A 14,697-nucleotide genomic window follows, 5' to 3' on the forward strand; every position below is an offset into this window, starting at 1 on the left:
TCAGTCTTCTTCCTCAAGCGGGATTTCCGCCTTGCCCTGGCTGATGAGTTCCTTCGCCTTGGACAGCGGCAGCGGGATCACCTCGCCGGCAGCCTTGCGAACGCCTTCTTCAGGCCAGTAATCGAACTTGAGACGAACCTTGCGGGTCTTCTCCTTCGACTTCGGATCTTCCGTCTTGAGCACCGGGCTCGGGGTGTCACCGGGGGTGACGCCTTCGACCTTGGGCGGCGCTGCGCCTTCGGGAACAATCGGCGCCTGCTCGGTGGTGGATGCAACGCCCGGATCGAGCGGGCTTTCGTTCTTCGACATGTTATCGTCTCCTCGAAAAGGAAAGGGGCAGCTTTCGCCACCCCTCGTTTCAGGATCAAACCGCTGCGGAGAACGGTGTGACTTCGGTTCCGGTACCGGCTGCGATGATCTGGACTTGCCAGACGTTGTTCGCGATATCCTTGAGGCGGATGCGGTCGCCACGAATGCCGCCCTTGGTAGAGCCGTTCATGGTGATCGTGTCGGTATCGGCGGCAGTTTCGAAGCCGGCGACGGTATCGCCAGCGTCCTGAAGCATCACGGCCTGACCGGTCATCACGTCGGACGAGTTGGCCACCTGAACGATCAGGTTATTGGACGTGATAGTTGCGCCCACCATGATATCGAACTCGGTACCGGAGCCATAGGCGGCCGGCAGAACGAGTGTCGAGCCTGCGGCACGATTGACAACGACTGCTGCCGGGGTGCCGTGGGTGGAGGCGTTGAGGGCGAGCGTTGCCGCCGTCACGACAAAAGGAAGATATGTCGGCATGTTCGTTTCTCCTTACTGCGAAGCCGAGATGCCGAAGAGGTCAGCGGCTACGCCGAGGCCCTTTTCATTGGCAACCTTCAGAGTGCCTTCACCGATGATCACGCCCTTGTCGGCGTCACCGGTTTTCGCGACCTTCGTGTCTTCCTGGATCTTGCGGAGCCAGAGGAATTCAAGGAAGTCGGTATCGAGGAAGAAGGCGTTGCGGGCGAGTGCCGGCGTCGACTGGACGGTGCTGGGGTGAACCAGAACCTTGCCGAACGGGCCTTCGTAGAAGTCAGCCGTTGCAACGATGGTGTTCCGCTGGCCTTTGGATTCGACCGAGTATCGGAACGATGCCACGTTGGCGTCGGACATGAACTTGACGAACGTGGACTTCACGAAAGCCGAGCCGACAACGTGCTTGAACTTGGCGCCGTTGTTGAAACCCTGCTGCATGACGCCGTCAAGGATGTCCTTCGTGAAGACGCGCTGCGTGCCGTTCGTTGCCGGGACGGTGAAGCCGCCGACAAAGCCGCCGTTTGCACCACCAGCACCACGGGAAACGTTGCTGACGATCCAGCTGGGCAGGCCACCCAAGCGACGGACAGCACCGCCGACAGAGCCTTGGTTCGAAACGATGGCGTATTCGGTATCCTTTCGGATCTCGACGCCCTTCTTCGCCTTCTGATACTTGCGCTTCTGGATCTTGCCGGCTTCGTCCACTTCTTCCTGCGTGCCGGAGATGATCCAGCTCTTGCGCAGAATCTGCGTGTAGTTGCCGACACGGGCCGGGGGATCGACCTTGTCGAAGTCGTATTCTTCGCCTTCTTCGCGGGCGTTTTCGCCGGGCGCAGCCAGATCATCCGTTTCCCATTCGGGATGGACGGACTTGGTTTTGCCCTTTTCGATCATGGAATAGATCGGGGTGTCTTCCGGCGTGATGCGCGACACAACGTCGGAAAGCTCTTCGCGATTGCCGACCGCATTCGTAGTGCGGACAGTGTTCGTAATGACTGCCATAACAGTTACCTCGGAGTAGTGGGGTCAAAAGGCCCGCTGCGATGTCCGATCAGAAGTCGATATTCATCGCGTCTTTGAGCGAGCCCGTTCGGGTCAGCTTCTCCATCGCATCCTTGTTCTTCCGGCTCTGCTGGGCGTTCTGGCCTTGAGCCTTGCGCGCCGGGGCAGCAGGAGGAGCATTGTTCACCTTGGCAAACGCCTTTTTCTTCGCCGCTTCGGCTTGCATGCCTAGGCGGGCGTAGTGGGCAAGTTTGAAATACCGGTGATCGGTGACTTCAGCCATTTCCTCGTCAGAGAAACCTAGCTGCCGTGCCGTATCGAATGCTTCCTCGAAGAACTTTTCGCGCTCTTCCGGTTTGGCGGTCTGAGGGAACGCTTCGACAAGATTTTCACTCTCTTGTTTCAGCATCTCATTCCGCTGTTCGCCGGTCAGCCGCTGAACAACCGCCTGAGGTTCAGCCCCCATCTGCAAAATCTGGTTCACGCGACCCATCGCGTTATCAAAGATTGCCTTCTGGCGGGTGTATTCATTCGGGTTCTGTATCGCCAGATCGTGTGACGGCTCTGGCGGCAGCTGGCTGGCAAGGAATTGCGCGAACGCATTGGCCGTGTTGACCACGCGGGTGGATAGAGATTCCAGTTCCCGGCCGCGATTGGCCGTTTCCTGAGTTTTGAGGCGGTAATCGCGCTCCCGCATGTAACCGAGCTTCAGTTCCTTGACAGGAACCTGCTCTCCGCCCTTGAGCGTTACCAGTGTCTCATCAAGTTCGGCGTCGGCACCGGCATTTTCATTGCCGATATCGTCGTCTTCCTCGTTTTCGTCACCTGCGGTCGCATCGGTCTCTTGGCTGTCGATCTCGTATTCAGCCGCACCGGTCTCGTCTGCGATCCCATCGCCACTTTGTTCCGGGTTGGCCTGTTCTTCTTCAGGCTCCCAGAAGTTCAGCGCGGAGGGGTTGTCGATATCCGAGGGTTCAACGGTTTTGCTCCCGCCGTCAGCCGGCAGGTTGGCACTATCGTTAATTGTCATGGTCTTTCCCTTATAGGGTTGGTCGCACCGGCGTTATGCGGGTGCCTGGTTCGCGCCTGCCTTTGCTTCCGCCGAAAGGTGGTTGAGCTTGCTGCGCAAATTTCTGATAGCGCGGGCTTCTGCGGCATAGCCGGCCCGCGTCTCGTGATCTGTCACCTTGGCGTTGATGCAGCTATTGATGGCTGCTGCCTCGATATCGTCCAGAAGGAGATGAAACAGGGGATTGTCGAGCAGCGCGCGTGCAGCTGCCGTTTTCTCTTCGTCCCTCATCCTGCCATACCTCCAAACTGGACAGACGTAACGTTTTGCCCGGTCAATGCCTGCGCCACGTTCTGGCGCTGCTTCAACTGAATTTCCTGATCGATCTGGTAACGCTTCAGGTCATATTCCTGCTGCATCTTCGCCATCTCGATCCGCTCGTTACTCTGGATTTTCTCCCGCTCGATGTTCGCGTCCATTTCGGCCTGCTGCTGCTGCTGCTTCAGCTTTTCCATTTCTGGATTCGGCTGGTTGCCTTGCTGGGCGATGAGCTTGTTAATCTGGTCTTCACTCGGTTCCGTGAAGAACTGGTCGGTCGATCGCATGCCCGACGCCTGCACAAGCTTCGTCAGCGCGTTGAACACGTTCTTCGGTGACACGAACGGGTTATTGACCGCGCCCAGCTGCGCCAGCAGCTTTTCCTGAAGGCCGACGATCATCTGCATCATCATCATGTCGCGCTCACGCGTGCCTGCGCCAAGGCCGGTATTCACGATGACATCCATGCCCGAGTTCCAGGGCTTCGGATCGAACGTCACCCACTTCTTGCGCAGGCGAACCGTGCGGGGCTTGTCCTGATGCTTGATCGTCAGCTTCAGAAGGCCCTTGAAGACCGGGATAAGACCACGGGCAATGGTGCGAGCCATGAGTTCGGTCTGGGCAATGCCAGCCTGCTCGACCATGGATGAGGCCTTGGCCGTAACATTCTGCAGTGCATCAGGTGCGAGACCGCCCGAAGCATCCGATATGCCGGTGACATCCGACATTTCGCGGTCGAAGTAATCCAGCATCTGGAACGACTGCGCACCGACGAACGGCACCTGCGTAAAGCCAAGAGCCGCGCGGACATCTGTTCCGGCGCTGACGCGGATCGGCTTGCCGAAGGCCGGGTTGAGCACTGCATCGGGGTTGACCACGGCCTGCTCGTCAACGATCGGCTGCGGCTTGTTCTGCCAGTAGATGTTATCCAGCGTCTCCCGGAGAAGAACTGTCTTGACCTTCTGGCCTTCCATGGTGTCGTCAGCGATGGACGAACCTTCGCGCTGATGCGGCCGGCGTTCCGAAATGATGTCAGCAAACGGGACATCGTCCCATTCCTCGTTTTCGAGCAGATATTCTTCCTTGATCGCACCGGCATAGATCAGCCTGCGAAGCTCTGCGATACCGTCGTCGTCGGCGTCGTACCGAACGTAGAGCTCGTAATACTCGACTTCCTGCATGGCCTTTGCAGCCGTTGCGTTATCGTCGTTGATCATATCCCGGCGACGGGTGCTCTCTTCATCGTCCTGATCGCTCGTTGTGCCGGCGATCGGCAGGCTGTCGACCAGATCCCGGTCATAACCCATCGCCACGAGGTCAGAGCGGCGCTGACGCATGTTGATGCCGGTAAGCGGGCTTTCTTCGATGCACATTGCGTCAGGATGGATCAGAAGCTGTTCCGGAGGCACGGCACCGAGACGGTTGCGGCCATTCGTGAAGCGCTTCCTGATCTTGATATCGTAGACCGTCGAAGGCGTCGGACCCTGTCCTTCAACGTCAACAATCTCAATGCGCCGATCCTGCTCGAGCACGGTAACATCGTCGTCGCTGATCAGCTGAACCAGCGCCATCTCGTCAAGGCCGGTATGCTTCGTTACCTGAACGCTGTCCTTCTTCTCGCGCCACCAGCGAATAATGCCGTTGCGGAGTTTGAGAGCATCATGGATCGCATCCTCGACAGCTTCGTATCCATCGCTCTCCGGAAAGACCACATTGCTGATGTAGTCGGAAGCCTGTTCCGCGTATTCCTCATCGCCTTCACCCATCGGCTGGAATTCGGCCACCTGGTCATTGCCGAGGATCGTGCGAATGAGCGATGGCAGCACCTTCTTGATATGAGCGCGAACGTCACGGGAAACGACTTTCGACCGGCCATCGACAACCGGAACGTCATCCATCTTGCCGTCGAAGTATTCCATCGCCTTGTCGCGGTCGATCGACAGTTCTTCGCGATAGCTTTCGCACTCTTTCACAAGGTGCGAGACAGCAGCGGTCAGCGCGCCATTCCGCTTGTCGTCTTGTGCTTCGGGCATTAGGCCACCTTCTGTTGCTTGAACTTGTCCCACTCGCCATTCGGCTTGGGCGGCGTCTTGTAGCCGTCTGTGAATGTCATGAACCCGTCAGCGCCATGGCTGTGCGCGTCATGCCTTGGGTAACTGCGCCAAACGCCCAGCTTTTCATCCCAATCGCGGCTGTAGTTTTCCAGATGGATGATGCCCTGCGCGGCCCCCACTTCATCGAAGCAGCAGCTGGGCAGCTTTGCGCGAACGCCCATGATGGAATTAATCTTGTCTGGGTTGCGCTCGACCGTCTCGAATATGAAGCCCTGTTTGGCCGACATCGTCTTGATGGTCTCTGCCTGCCCCGCTGTCGTCGTCTGGCGTCGATGATCAACGTCATGCGGCCCGTAGTGCTTTCCCCACCGTGCGCCGCGCTGTGCCGCCCATTTGTCGAGCAGATTGAAATAGTGGCCGAGGCCCATTCCGCTGTCTTCGAAATAGCCGGGGAACCGATGTTCGCCAGCGACTTCCTGATGCAGCCATATCGTCTGATTGTCGCCCAGACCGAAATCCCAGAACGTATTGACGGCGATGTTTGGCACGAATGGGTAGGAACCGATCCGGCCAAGCTGGCGCAGCGTGCGCATCTCCTTGCCGAAATACGCGCCTTCCTTCGCTGCCCGGAAAGCTTCGTCAGGAGTGGATGGAAACTCTTTCCACATATCCTCGCCCTGTTCCGCCTTCTTGGCCACGTACCACCATTTCTGGGGCATCGTGAGCGTTATGCCGTGCTCCTCCTCAAGCCCTGCGAAATAGACGGCATCCTCTTCGGTGATCAGCGTGGGCGCGTTCAGTTGGTATGAGGCATCTTCCCACCACGCGAAGAAATGAAACCGGTAATCCATCTCGCCGGGTTCGCGGCCGGCATCCAGAATCTTCCGGGCAATCTGCACCTTGTCGTAGAAGTCGCCACCGCGCCCTTCAGCCGTGCTTTCGATGAAGCCAAGCTGACCAGACGCCAGAGTGTTGAGCGAACCGGACTTCACTTCCTTGGCTTTGTCAGGCGTCTTTGCGCAAATCTTCCCGTATTCGGAGATATGCAGGAAGTTCTTCGTGCCGGATCGCAGCGAAACGCCGACCTCGACACCCGAGCCATTACTGAACTCTATCTCCGTCGAATTGTCGGATACGATTTGAACTGTGCGCTGGATCGGCAGCGGCAGCTTATCGTAAGCGTATTTGATGCGCTCGAGCAGGTTTTGCGCGTTCTTCTTCGTGTCAGCGATCAGGCCGGCCGCGAAGTTCGAATTGAATATGCAGCAGTCCAGCGCCAGCAGCAGAATGAAGGTCGAAAACCCCATCTGCCGCGCCTTGAGGATGATGTTCAGAAAATGCAGATCATCCAGCAGCTTTTCCTGCGACGGGTTCATCTTGAACAGCACGACGTTGCCGTGCCTGTCCTTGATGTAATAGAGGTTATTCAGCCGCCAGCGTCGGTCAGACCACTGCGCAACAATGTCCTCACTTAGTGCGGGTTCGCCCATCGATCGCCTTCATCAGCGCCATTACGCTGTCGCCAGCCTCAAGCGTCGTCTTCTGTTCGACATCGATCTTGTCGCCGTATTTCTTCGGTCGCATCCGGGCCGCAACCCATTTGCGCGTCTCGATCTGCAACCGGCGATGCTCGGTCATGTCGAAGGTGGTTTCTTCCAGCTTTCCGTCCGAAGTCCGCTTCGTTTTCTTGCCAATCTTGGGTTGGTCGGCAATGTCGATCATCTCATCAACCAACAGATCGGCTTGAGATTCGCGTGCGCGCGCGTACTGGTCGCTAAACTCGCTGTTTGCTGCCAGCCATCTGAACACCGTCGCCTTGTTCGGCATGGCGCTATTGCGGCAAATCCGGCGCAGACTGAGGCCACTTGCAAGTCGATCACATATCGCGTCGGCAGTGGCCTGATTGAATTTCGTTGGCCTGCCCATGCCTTACTCTTCCTGTTCGTCTGACATCAGATGCAGGCGATGCAGAAGGCGGGACACCGAAGCAATGCGCCTGTGTGCGTCCTCTGTTGCCGTGAAGGATGAGAGGACAGAACCGTCCACCTTTGCAGCTGACCATGAGAGATCAACAATCTCGCCCCGTTCGGCCATTGCGAGGACGCGCTTTGCTTCCTCTACGACTTCAGCCTTTGCTGCTGCCCTTGTATCGAGAACCCGGATTGTTGCCGACATGGCTGTCACCACAGTGCGACAAGGTTCGTTGCCGTCGTACCGGTCAGATTGATCCGGTTGCACCGAATGGGAAGGATGGTCCCAGCAGGCACGCCCACAAAGGTGACGACCTGTCCTTCAGGAGAGACCGCCGCGATATTGCCGTCGCCGCCCACATAGATGGCGCGGGAGACGAAACCCAAATCGGCGCTGTCGCTCGGGGTGGCGACGGCATAACGGCCAGCTGGTGACGTGATGTTGTTACCGCCGTTCGCCAAATCTTGTGCTGGCATGATGTTCTCCTAGTAAGTGAAGCCCGGTTTGCTTTGCTTTGCGCCCCCATATGCCGGGTGAAACACCCGTCGAGCGGACAGCGCATGGTTCCAAGCCGTGAGCAAAACCTTGTTCCTCGTACCGGTTGACGAGGTCAGGATCGTCCGCTCGCCCATGAAGAGGTTAAAGCCCTAGCCCGAGAACCTTCGACAGACGCGAAAGCTCATCGTTGGCGCGGCGCAGTTCGGTGAGGGCGTCCTCGGCGTTGTCAGCCAGAGAGGTCAGAATGCCACCGCCCGTAATCCTGCCTTCACCTTTTGGGTCACCTTCGGGGCGAACACCAATGAGGCTGTCAACCATAGAGCCGGCGCGGGTGGAAACTTCGCGGGCCTCGTTGAGTACCTGACGAATTCGGTCGATCGGCGTCATCGTCTTCGGCGGGACGGCAGTGGCGTAGACTTCGCGTTGCGCAGCCAGACGATCACTGTAATCCACAGCGCCGTAGCCAGCCTGAAGCGCGGATGTTTCTCGGGTCATTGCCATGGTTCAGCTCTCCTTAAAACTTGTGGGTGCCTTCGACGCCGCGCGACATCCGCGCCAGCGTGCGACTGTGGAGCCAGTGCTGCGCTTCCTCGATCTTCGTCAGCGCCAGCGCATTCTCCCGGCAGGCGTAAGGCCCGGACTGGAAAGCGCGAAGCCGATCGGCAACGATTGCAAGGAGCACTTCCTGCGTGAGGCCGTTGACGCCGTTTTCGTTGATCGGGCCATTCTGGAAGCGGATAGTCGCAGTGGGGCCGTGAGTATGCCCTTCACCGGGTCCGTCAACGACCATATCAGGCAGCCATACCTCATAGACGTGATTGGCACCGCCGGCACCAGGTTCGTCAGTGACACGAATTTCAATCTTGTCGTTGGCTGGATTGACCTTGTGGTCGTTGATCGTGCGCATCAGCACTCTCCTTGGGTTGATTGGCCTAAAGAAAAACCCCGCCATTGCTGACGGGGGCGAAAACGAGAAAAGCCGCCCAGCATAACCGGACGGCTTTAAAATATTCCACGGTTTCCGTGGTTTTTCTATTGCGGCACCACGGTTTCCGTGGCATAACAATCTTACCGGAGCAATCAAGCTTCGGGGACTAGGAGGACACCATGAGCGTCAAGCTCACCTTCCAAGTCCGGTTCGGAAAATGGCGACTGACAATCACCATTAGCCGCTAACTGGGGGCCGGGAGGAACTTGCACTTCCTTCCGGTTCCCAAGATAGCAAACCAGAAAGGAACCTTCAATGACAACCACCGTAACGGGCGAAAACTTGCTTCGGTACTGGCGAACGGGCGCGAACCTGACGCAATCGCAATTTGCCTTGGCCATGGGCGTGCCGCTGCGGACCTATGAGGACCTTGAAGCCGGGAAGGCAACAATTCGTCCAGTTCATGAAGCAGCCGCATGCTGGGCATTGGTCAAGCTCGCCGCCGATGATCCTCTGAAGATGGGCTTTCTTCCCTTGGAAATCGAAACGGTAATAAACCGCCTGACCTCCAAGACTTAAATACGCCGCGCCCGGTGTCCCGGTGTTCGAATTCTCCGATTAGAGAAGGGTCGATTGCGGCCTACCGTTCGGCGCGCTCTATGAGCTGCCGGCGGCGTTCGTTGCGCCATTGGGCATAAGCGAGGTTATCGGCCCTCACTTTTTCCTTCTGGCCGGTGACTTCTTCATCTCGCCAGTCCGTGGCGCATTTCTTTGAAGCTACCGTTGTTGATGCGTGTTCTATGTCGATTTGCGTCACACCGTCCAGCGATGTCGTCAACCGGATTTGGTGCTTTTGGTTCAGATTGTCTGCAATCTGTTGACAATGCGATTGAATTCGACGGTCGAAAGTTCGTCTCGACATGTCGATTTTCCGCAGGTAGGCCTCAAGGTACATGCCTTTGCGGATTTTGATGAACGAATAAGAGTAAATCATCTTCCGCCCTTCCTCATCGAGATAGGCATTTATCCAGTCCCAAACCTGATGCATCCGGCTTATCGCACCGGCCGACGGTGGCGCACGGCGCACATTGTGTTCGCTCTCCCCGAACGCACCAACCATCTCGTGCAATACCGATGCCATAGCGCCGGTCTTCAGCCCCGGCCCAGCGTCGGCAGGAGAGGCGCGCAACGTGTGGGCCGCCTCAATGATCTGCGCCCGCACCTGCTCATATGTCCATTCCACGAATACCGTCATGCTGCCGCTCCTCGATATGGCCACAGGCCGAAATGCATTCTCAGTGCTCCAAGGATCTCATCGCTTGCAGCCACTCCATATTTCCTCGCCGTCGATCGAGCGCCACGCCGAACGGCGCTCAAGTCTATTTGATTGAAGTCTGGCACCAGCGACGGCCGGCGCATCAGGTCTGGATTTGCGGCCAGCAGCCGGGACACCGCTTTGATGACATCGGCATAGAGCTCGCCAGAGTTCCGCGGGTTGCCGGTGATCAGCATCAGGACAAGGCGCAGATGATCCTCGCCATGGAGATGGCCGATATCGCGCACCGTCGGCTTACAGAAGCATTCACGCCCCTTGCGACTGGTCGGACTGTGGTGCCGCCAGTCGCGCAGGATGACGCCGCATTCCCGGGCCACCTTGAAGATGTTGACGGTATGCCTCACACCGCCCCCATGATCTGACGAAACCTCGCATCGAGCTCGTTCACGTCATCAAGCAATCCAAGCTCGACCGATTGCCGTTCCAGAATTTGCTGCCTGCCTTGCTCCGCCAACTCGTCGGCGCGTTCATTCCCGGCTATGCCGTCGTGGCCCTTGACCCATTTGATATGCAGATCGCAGCCGTAACTCGGGACATCCTTCAGTGCTTCGTCTATTGCCTTCCACAGGTCGAGGTTAGCGATTCCCCCATCTTCCCGTTTCGGGCTGTTCAATTTGCGCTTGCTCCATCCGCGGGACTTCCACGTCTTCATCCAGACGTTGACGCCTTCAACGCAATACTGACTGTCGCACCAGATGGTGATCTCGCCATATTCAGCAAGAAGCTTCCAGGCTTCGTTGATGGCGTTCAGGAGGCCGGTTAGCTCCATCTGGTTGTTTGTCGTCTCTGGATCGCCTCCATAAGCAGTCCAGAGTTCTTGGCCATCCTCATAAACAACGACGCCCCAGCCCCCGACGCCCGGATTAGGAATGGAGGCGCCGTCGCAGAATATATGCACGCCTTCAGCAAAGACTTCCGGGCTGAAGTCTGGGTTCGCCTTTTTCATGTTGGCGTAGGGCGACTTATCCTTCCGTTTCTTGCCTGTTCTCACAGAGGTATTCGTGTCACGCGAATCCCTTGGAGGTATGGTCGTCATGACCATACCCTTTTCAGTGACAGCCTTCTGGATCAGCAGAAGAGCCGGCGTCATATCGGCGCCCTTGTCGGGGAACTTGACGCGGGTGCCGAGCAGCTGCTGCGCCATGAACGCCGCCTGCCGGGCAGAGACGAATGCGCGGGTGTCTGCGCCTTGGCCTTTGAGATAGTCGCGCAGCGGGTGCAGCGAGGGCGGGAATGTATAGGCCATCATGCCACCTTCCTTGTCTTTTTTGTTTTCCGGAACCATGTGATCGCCAGCGCCTTCCAGAAGGGCCATTTGTGGGTCAGCGCCAGTTGCTTGGCGGCGTCGTGATCAGCGAACCAGTCCGCGGCGATTGCGGCAGTCAGGTTTTCGGCGTTGATGTCATGGCAATACTCTGCATCGGTAAGCAGCAGTTCGACGGCCTTGATTTGCGGCGTGACGATCGGCGCCATCTCGGCCTTTGTCAGAACCTCAAGGATCATCCGGGCCTTCATCGCGCCGCGATTGCTGACGAGCTGCGTGATTGCGTTGATTGCCACCGTGTCGCCCGGCTCGAATGTTTTGGTAGAGAACCGCAAAATACGGACACCCGCGCGCTCGCAAACCTGAGCGACGGTCTGGGCATCCATGTCACCCGCAACAAGCGCGGAGTGATGAAGCTGCAAAGGCGTTACAGTTAACCGGTTCGTGTTCTGCCCGACGAAGGCGGCGGCTTGCGCGGCTGTTTCCTTCGCCTCGTGGATCATTACGGGGATCTCGGTAATGCCGGGGTGGCTGGCGGCGGCGATGGCCGTGTGCTGGCCGTCGAAGACCTTGAGAACCGTCTGGCCGCAATGGATGGCATAGGCGCATGCGGGCGGCTTGAACTTGTTCCAGTCCCAGCTTTCAATGATCCGGCGGATTTGCTTCAGGCCCCGTTCGCCTATGGAGCGCTGATACATGGGATCGACAAACAATGATGCAGGATCGATGCTCATGCAGATTGGCTCGATGTTCTCGGGGCTGCCGATATCGAGGCCGGTTATCCCGACAGGTTTTATGGCGCGCAGCGTTTCCACCGCTCGCAACTCGCCTGATATAATCCGGGTGTTGACTGCGCTGATCGCCAGCTTCACATGCGCTTCTTGGGCGGTAGGGAACTCGGCAGCGATGATCTGCGCCACCCGCTCTGCGGTCGCGTCGTCGGTCTCAGGCAGTCCGCGCTTCTGCAGTTCCTCGACCACGCGGTCCGCAATGGTGTTGAAGTCGGTCATTCGCCACCCCCGAAAAACTGAGGAAGGCAGCGATGGACGCGCTTGAGGCCCTTTGACCTCTCCTTTTCTTCAAACTTCCTGATGCGGCGATACATTTCCTTTTCGATGCGGTCGCCAACATCCTCACCAATTCCGAAGAGCTTATCGCGCATGGCAATGGCTGCCTCTTTGGTTTTCAGCGAGGCGATGACGTTGAAGCGATAGAGGCGTTCGCCTTCGCTGATGTATCGGCCGCTTCCTGATACGGTGAAGGTGTTCGGCATTACCTTCTGCACCTGCATGACGAAAAACATCTCGTCGGCGCTGGTGCCATCCATCCAATGCCGGAACGCCATTTCCTCGAGGCGGCTTTCCATCGTCTTGCCGTCGTATAGGCCGTAGGGCTGGTGGAACGACAGAACCCACTGGCCCGGTTCGATATGCACAAGCTTGGTCATCTGGCACCCATAGGTTCGTCATTCCAATCCGTGCCGAGGCTCGGAGGGATATGAACTTCGATTGTGAAACCTTGCTGCTTGAGGCGTTTTGCCAGCACGAAGGCCGCAGCCTGGCCGGTGAAGCTCCTGTCGTTGTCGCCAAACACGAACACGCGGTTCGTGCCTTCCGGCGGCACCCACTTTTCAAGATTGTTGGCAGTCAGCGCCGCCCAGACCGGAACGCCGAATTTCTGGCGCGCTGCCATGGCGGTCTCTATGCCTTCGGCAATCCCGATCGCTTCCGACGATGGCGCCAGCCGAACGGCGGAACCGTCGGGCAGCGTTCCCATGATCTTGCGGGGAGACGGCACCGGAGCTTTCCGGCCTTCAGCGGTCAGGTATGTTCGATGCACACCGCAGGGCCGACCGTCTGGGGCTTGGATAAGCGACAGCATCGCCGGCAGGCGGCCATGAAACTCACCGTCTTCCAGATACATGACGCGGTCATGGTGACGAATAGACCGGGGCAGGATATCGAGGGAAAGACCGCGATTACGAAGATGCAAGGCGGTCGCCGTCTGTTCGGAAATTCCTACACCCTCGTTCCAAAGAACCTTCGCCTTGACCAGAGCGCTTTCCGAAGGAGGCCGGGAGGCTGGCTGTGACCGTTGCACCGATGGAGCGGCGTTCTCGATCAGCATACAGGCATGAGCGTAATCGAGGCCCGTGGTCTTTTGCAGAAGATGGATTCCGTAACCCGCGCCGCACTGGTTGCAAATGTAAGAACCGGAGCCGCCTTTATCATCGAAGCGGAATCGGTCCACGCCGTCTTTGCAGATCGGGCATGGTCCTTTTTTCCCGGTCAGATAGCTTTCGGAAATGCCAGCGTAAACGAGAATGCCCCGCCACTTTCCTTTCGTCTGTTCGATCAGGTCGCGGCTCATCGTGCGGACTCATCTTCGACGGGCCAGTCGGGATAGAATTCACCCGTCTCAACATCATATCCAGTAGAGAAGCTCTCTCTCGGATACGTATCCTCTTGAGCTTCCAGTTCGTGGATATGTCCTGTTGTGTTTACATCCTTCCTCTTCCCTCCTTCATCCTCCATCTGTTTTGGTTTTCTCTTACTGGTACGCGACCGCTCCGCTACCGGTACAGGAACGGTATAAGAAAGTGCGACGTAAGAGCGGAGGTTTTCAGGGAGAGGATGAATATCGTTTGGCTTTTGCGGTCGTTGATATTTTCGGAAGTTCCTGATCGCGCCATAGGTCTTTCCATCAGCCTCGAAACTGCAGACGATGTTCGCAGCGCTTAGTTCAGCCAGCCAGCCAGACATCATACCGATGTCGAAAGCATCAGCCGGAAAGATGCGCATTTTCAGCGACAGGGGCTTCCACTCGAAAACGCCTTTGTCGTCAGCTTCAGTCCACAACCCGATGACAAGCAAGCGAGCCGTAACCGAACACGACACAAAAGCTTCATCTGAAAATATAGGGGGGTGGATGCTACGGATACGAGCCATCAAGCATCTCCAATCTCGCGCTTCAGCGCTTGAATGAGCCGCCGGACGGCGTCGTCGGTAGAGAAGTAAACGAACTGGTCTTCGTTCGGGTCGACAGGGCTGGTTTCCTTCTGGATGATAACGACGCCGTTGTTCTCGTTCCGGTAAACGGACGTTTCCGGCTGGTCGAAGATGACCACATCGTCGTCGCCGGCCTCGCGGGCGGTTTTGATTTCGGCGCCGGTCATTGCGCCACCTGCTGTTCAAGCTTCTTACGAAGGTTAGCAGTAGCTGCTTTTTCGGTGCGTCCGCTATGCGCGAGGCCAGTCCGCTTATCCAGCGCGATCCACGTGCCGTCTTCAGTGCAAATAGTGGAGAGCTTGTTCTGCTCTTCCTCAAGCGCTTCGAGAAAATCCACGACCTTCTTTGCGGTATCAGGCCACACACGGCGGCCGTCACGAAGGCGGCGGACAAAGCTCGCATCATTCAGGGCTCTCTGGCCCAGCATTGCATCAGGAATATTCAATCGGCGCTGATAGTCAGCAATCACTCGAAGAAGTTCTTCGCGTCCCATGAAACGCTCTCCAATCTGGT

The 14,697-nt window shown here is 57.5% G+C and carries 22 protein-coding genes; 1 reads left to right on the top strand and 21 read right to left on the bottom strand.

The genetic code is table 11. The features are described 5' to 3' along the window. The 12 genes from AKG12_RS00460 to AKG12_RS00515 all read right to left on the bottom strand — a co-directional run bounded on the left by AKG12_RS00460 (position 1) and on the right by AKG12_RS00515 (position 8,555). Complete coding sequence (locus AKG12_RS00460; protein ID WP_052816999.1) at positions 1-309, bottom strand: hypothetical protein; 309 nt, start codon at positions 307-309, stop codon at positions 1-3. A 55-nt stretch (positions 310-364) separates the two neighbouring features. Beyond that, the gene (locus AKG12_RS00465) at positions 365-799 is read right to left on the bottom strand and encodes a hypothetical protein (RefSeq protein ID WP_052817001.1); all 435 of its coding nucleotides are present in this window, start codon (positions 797-799) and stop codon (positions 365-367) included. Positions 800-811: 12 nt separating this feature from the next. Then, entirely contained in the window at positions 812-1,798 is a 987-nt protein-coding gene (locus tag AKG12_RS00470; RefSeq protein WP_052817004.1) for a DUF5309 domain-containing protein, read from the bottom strand. A gap of 49 nt (positions 1,799-1,847) precedes the next feature. Beyond that, positions 1,848-2,828, bottom strand: a complete 981-nt coding sequence (locus AKG12_RS00475) for a hypothetical protein (protein WP_082178643.1) — start codon at positions 2,826-2,828, stop codon at positions 1,848-1,850. 33 nt (positions 2,829-2,861) lie between these two features. Continuing rightward, complete coding sequence (locus AKG12_RS00480) at positions 2,862-3,098, bottom strand: hypothetical protein (protein ID WP_052817006.1); 237 nt, start codon at positions 3,096-3,098, stop codon at positions 2,862-2,864. Continuing rightward, positions 3,095-5,158: a portal protein gene (locus tag AKG12_RS00485; protein ID WP_052817008.1), complete on the bottom strand. Its 2,064-nt coding sequence runs from the start codon at positions 5,156-5,158 to the stop codon at positions 3,095-3,097. The genes AKG12_RS00480 and AKG12_RS00485 overlap by 4 nt, the downstream gene beginning before the upstream one ends. Continuing rightward, a complete protein-coding gene (locus AKG12_RS00490) occupies positions 5,158-6,669 on the bottom strand; it encodes a terminase large subunit (RefSeq protein ID WP_052817011.1) in 1,512 nt (503 codons plus the stop codon). The genes AKG12_RS00485 and AKG12_RS00490 overlap by 1 nt, the downstream gene beginning before the upstream one ends. Continuing rightward, on the bottom strand, positions 6,647-7,105 hold the full coding sequence (locus tag AKG12_RS00495; protein ID WP_052817014.1) for a terminase small subunit-like protein: 459 nt from the start codon (positions 7,103-7,105) through the stop codon (positions 6,647-6,649). Before AKG12_RS00495 ends, AKG12_RS00490 begins: the two co-directional genes overlap by 23 nt. Positions 7,106-7,108: 3 nt before the next feature. Next, positions 7,109-7,354, bottom strand: a complete 246-nt coding sequence (locus AKG12_RS00500) for a hypothetical protein (RefSeq protein ID WP_052817016.1) — start codon at positions 7,352-7,354, stop codon at positions 7,109-7,111. Between the two features lie 5 nt (positions 7,355-7,359). Further along, positions 7,360-7,626: a spike base protein, RCAP_Rcc01079 family gene (locus AKG12_RS00505; protein ID WP_052817019.1), complete on the bottom strand. Its 267-nt coding sequence runs from the start codon at positions 7,624-7,626 to the stop codon at positions 7,360-7,362. Between the two features lie 163 nt (positions 7,627-7,789). Continuing rightward, the gene (locus tag AKG12_RS00510) at positions 7,790-8,149 is read right to left on the bottom strand and encodes a hypothetical protein (RefSeq protein WP_052817022.1); all 360 of its coding nucleotides are present in this window, start codon (positions 8,147-8,149) and stop codon (positions 7,790-7,792) included. Between the two features lie 13 nt (positions 8,150-8,162). After that, positions 8,163-8,555, bottom strand: coding sequence for an Acb2/Tad1 domain-containing protein (locus AKG12_RS00515; protein WP_197283280.1), 393 nt, complete (start codon positions 8,553-8,555; stop codon positions 8,163-8,165). A 336-nt stretch (positions 8,556-8,891) separates the two neighbouring features. Between AKG12_RS00515 and AKG12_RS00520 the strand changes: the two genes are divergently transcribed. Then, positions 8,892-9,155: a helix-turn-helix domain-containing protein gene (locus AKG12_RS00520; RefSeq protein WP_052817024.1), complete on the top strand. Its 264-nt coding sequence runs from the start codon at positions 8,892-8,894 to the stop codon at positions 9,153-9,155. A gap of 61 nt (positions 9,156-9,216) precedes the next feature. Here the strand turns inward: AKG12_RS00520 and AKG12_RS00525 are convergent, their stop codons facing one another. The 9 genes from AKG12_RS00525 to AKG12_RS00565 are packed head-to-tail and all read right to left on the bottom strand — an operon-like array spanning position 9,217 to position 14,677. After that, the gene (locus AKG12_RS00525; RefSeq protein WP_052817027.1) at positions 9,217-9,831 is read right to left on the bottom strand and encodes a DUF6362 family protein; all 615 of its coding nucleotides are present in this window, start codon (positions 9,829-9,831) and stop codon (positions 9,217-9,219) included. Further along, a complete protein-coding gene (locus tag AKG12_RS00530; RefSeq protein WP_052817030.1) occupies positions 9,828-10,256 on the bottom strand; it encodes a hypothetical protein in 429 nt (142 codons plus the stop codon). The genes AKG12_RS00525 and AKG12_RS00530 overlap by 4 nt, the downstream gene beginning before the upstream one ends. Beyond that, positions 10,253-11,161, bottom strand: a complete 909-nt coding sequence (locus tag AKG12_RS29025) for a ribonuclease H family protein (RefSeq protein WP_285277686.1) — start codon at positions 11,159-11,161, stop codon at positions 10,253-10,255. Before AKG12_RS29025 ends, AKG12_RS00530 begins: the two co-directional genes overlap by 4 nt. Next, the gene (locus AKG12_RS00540; protein ID WP_052817037.1) at positions 11,158-12,186 is read right to left on the bottom strand and encodes an amidohydrolase family protein; all 1,029 of its coding nucleotides are present in this window, start codon (positions 12,184-12,186) and stop codon (positions 11,158-11,160) included. Before AKG12_RS00540 ends, AKG12_RS29025 begins: the two co-directional genes overlap by 4 nt. Next, entirely contained in the window at positions 12,183-12,623 is a 441-nt protein-coding gene (locus AKG12_RS30585) for a hypothetical protein (RefSeq protein WP_197283281.1), read from the bottom strand. The genes AKG12_RS00540 and AKG12_RS30585 overlap by 4 nt, the downstream gene beginning before the upstream one ends. Next, positions 12,620-13,546 carry a DUF7146 domain-containing protein gene (locus AKG12_RS00550; RefSeq protein WP_052817039.1) on the bottom strand — a complete coding sequence of 309 codons (927 nt, stop codon included), beginning with the start codon at positions 13,544-13,546 and terminating at the stop codon, positions 12,620-12,622. Before AKG12_RS00550 ends, AKG12_RS30585 begins: the two co-directional genes overlap by 4 nt. Then, positions 13,543-14,124, bottom strand: coding sequence for a hypothetical protein (locus AKG12_RS00555; protein ID WP_052817042.1), 582 nt, complete (start codon positions 14,122-14,124; stop codon positions 13,543-13,545). The genes AKG12_RS00550 and AKG12_RS00555 overlap by 4 nt, the downstream gene beginning before the upstream one ends. After that, complete coding sequence (locus tag AKG12_RS00560) at positions 14,124-14,351, bottom strand: hypothetical protein (protein WP_052817045.1); 228 nt, start codon at positions 14,349-14,351, stop codon at positions 14,124-14,126. The genes AKG12_RS00555 and AKG12_RS00560 overlap by 1 nt, the downstream gene beginning before the upstream one ends. Beyond that, positions 14,348-14,677, bottom strand: coding sequence for a hypothetical protein (locus AKG12_RS00565; RefSeq protein ID WP_052817048.1), 330 nt, complete (start codon positions 14,675-14,677; stop codon positions 14,348-14,350). The genes AKG12_RS00560 and AKG12_RS00565 overlap by 4 nt, the downstream gene beginning before the upstream one ends. Between the last annotated feature and the right edge of the window lie 20 nt (positions 14,678-14,697).

The organism is Agrobacterium sp. SUL3 (genome assembly GCF_001263295.1).
Taxonomy (GTDB): domain Bacteria; phylum Pseudomonadota; class Alphaproteobacteria; order Rhizobiales; family Rhizobiaceae; genus Agrobacterium; species Agrobacterium tomkonis.

What these genes read in the sequence shown, in the direction of transcription:
- AKG12_RS00460 (WP_052816999.1), bottom strand. Translation starts at nt 309, where the DNA reads ATGTCGAAGAACGAAAGCCCGCTCGATCCGGGCGTTGCATCCACCACC.
- AKG12_RS00465 (WP_052817001.1), bottom strand. Translation starts at nt 799, where the DNA reads ATGCCGACATATCTTCCTTTTGTCGTGACGGCGGCAACGCTCGCCCTC.
- AKG12_RS00470 (WP_052817004.1), bottom strand. Translation starts at nt 1,798, where the DNA reads ATGGCAGTCATTACGAACACTGTCCGCACTACGAATGCGGTCGGCAAT.
- AKG12_RS00475 (WP_082178643.1), bottom strand. Translation starts at nt 2,828, where the DNA reads ATGACAATTAACGATAGTGCCAACCTGCCGGCTGACGGCGGGAGCAAA.
- AKG12_RS00480 (WP_052817006.1), bottom strand. Translation starts at nt 3,098, where the DNA reads ATGAGGGACGAAGAGAAAACGGCAGCTGCACGCGCGCTGCTCGACAAT.
- AKG12_RS00485 (WP_052817008.1), bottom strand. Translation starts at nt 5,158, where the DNA reads ATGCCCGAAGCACAAGACGACAAGCGGAATGGCGCGCTGACCGCTGCT.
- AKG12_RS00490 (WP_052817011.1), bottom strand. Translation starts at nt 6,669, where the DNA reads ATGGGCGAACCCGCACTAAGTGAGGACATTGTTGCGCAGTGGTCTGAC.
- AKG12_RS00495 (WP_052817014.1), bottom strand. Translation starts at nt 7,105, where the DNA reads ATGGGCAGGCCAACGAAATTCAATCAGGCCACTGCCGACGCGATATGT.
- AKG12_RS00500 (WP_052817016.1), bottom strand. Translation starts at nt 7,354, where the DNA reads ATGTCGGCAACAATCCGGGTTCTCGATACAAGGGCAGCAGCAAAGGCT.
- AKG12_RS00505 (WP_052817019.1), bottom strand. Translation starts at nt 7,626, where the DNA reads ATGCCAGCACAAGATTTGGCGAACGGCGGTAACAACATCACGTCACCA.
- AKG12_RS00510 (WP_052817022.1), bottom strand. Translation starts at nt 8,149, where the DNA reads ATGGCAATGACCCGAGAAACATCCGCGCTTCAGGCTGGCTACGGCGCT.
- AKG12_RS00515 (WP_197283280.1), bottom strand. Translation starts at nt 8,555, where the DNA reads ATGCGCACGATCAACGACCACAAGGTCAATCCAGCCAACGACAAGATT.
- AKG12_RS00520 (WP_052817024.1), top strand. Translation starts at nt 8,892, where the DNA reads ATGACAACCACCGTAACGGGCGAAAACTTGCTTCGGTACTGGCGAACG.
- AKG12_RS00525 (WP_052817027.1), bottom strand. Translation starts at nt 9,831, where the DNA reads ATGACGGTATTCGTGGAATGGACATATGAGCAGGTGCGGGCGCAGATC.
- AKG12_RS29025 (WP_285277686.1), bottom strand. Translation starts at nt 11,161, where the DNA reads ATGATGGCCTATACATTCCCGCCCTCGCTGCACCCGCTGCGCGACTAT.
- AKG12_RS00540 (WP_052817037.1), bottom strand. Translation starts at nt 12,186, where the DNA reads ATGACCGACTTCAACACCATTGCGGACCGCGTGGTCGAGGAACTGCAG.
- AKG12_RS30585 (WP_197283281.1), bottom strand. Translation starts at nt 12,623, where the DNA reads ATGACCAAGCTTGTGCATATCGAACCGGGCCAGTGGGTTCTGTCGTTC.
- AKG12_RS00550 (WP_052817039.1), bottom strand. Translation starts at nt 13,546, where the DNA reads ATGAGCCGCGACCTGATCGAACAGACGAAAGGAAAGTGGCGGGGCATT.
- AKG12_RS00555 (WP_052817042.1), bottom strand. Translation starts at nt 14,124, where the DNA reads ATGGCTCGTATCCGTAGCATCCACCCCCCTATATTTTCAGATGAAGCT.
- AKG12_RS00560 (WP_052817045.1), bottom strand. Translation starts at nt 14,351, where the DNA reads ATGACCGGCGCCGAAATCAAAACCGCCCGCGAGGCCGGCGACGACGAT.
- AKG12_RS00565 (WP_052817048.1), bottom strand. Translation starts at nt 14,677, where the DNA reads ATGGGACGCGAAGAACTTCTTCGAGTGATTGCTGACTATCAGCGCCGA.